Below are 432 nucleotides of genomic sequence, written 5' to 3'. Positions count from 1 at the left end.
TATTCACGGAGGCGCCCTGGCCGAACAGCACCCCATTCGGGTTGACGATGAAGACCTTGCCATTGGCCGACAAGTTGCCCAGGATGGTCGTGCCGTCATTGCCCAGCACCCGGTTCAGGGCCACCGCATTGCTGTTGGGCTGGTTGAAGCGTACCGACTCGCCCTGGCCGATATTAAAATTGGCCCAGTTGATGACGGCGTTCTGGCTGCCCTGGTGGATCACCGTATTGCCCGGTGCGCCGTTGATCGTCGCCTGGCCCGCCACCACCGTGCCGCCCGTCGGCCCCGCCAGGGCCAGGGAGCCATAGCCGAGCATCAATGCCGCCGCCATGCTGGTCAGGGCAAAGTGCGCCCCGCCCCCGCTGCTGCCCGGCAGCGAACGCTTGCCGGCGGATTTGACGTTTTCGGAAACGGCGGCGTAAGCGCCCGTGG

Annotated in this window: 1 protein-coding gene; it reads right to left on the bottom strand. The window is 65.7% G+C overall.

Translation table 11 applies throughout. The annotated features are described in order from the left end of the window. Positions 1 to 432: two-partner secretion domain-containing protein (locus ACZ92H_RS29475; RefSeq protein WP_465051976.1), on the bottom strand; the 432-nt coding region annotated here is incomplete at both ends.

This window comes from Janthinobacterium foliorum, assembly GCF_978021625.1.
Note: the sequence above shows the minus strand (reverse complement) of the source record. Positions and strands in the feature narration are given on the sequence as shown.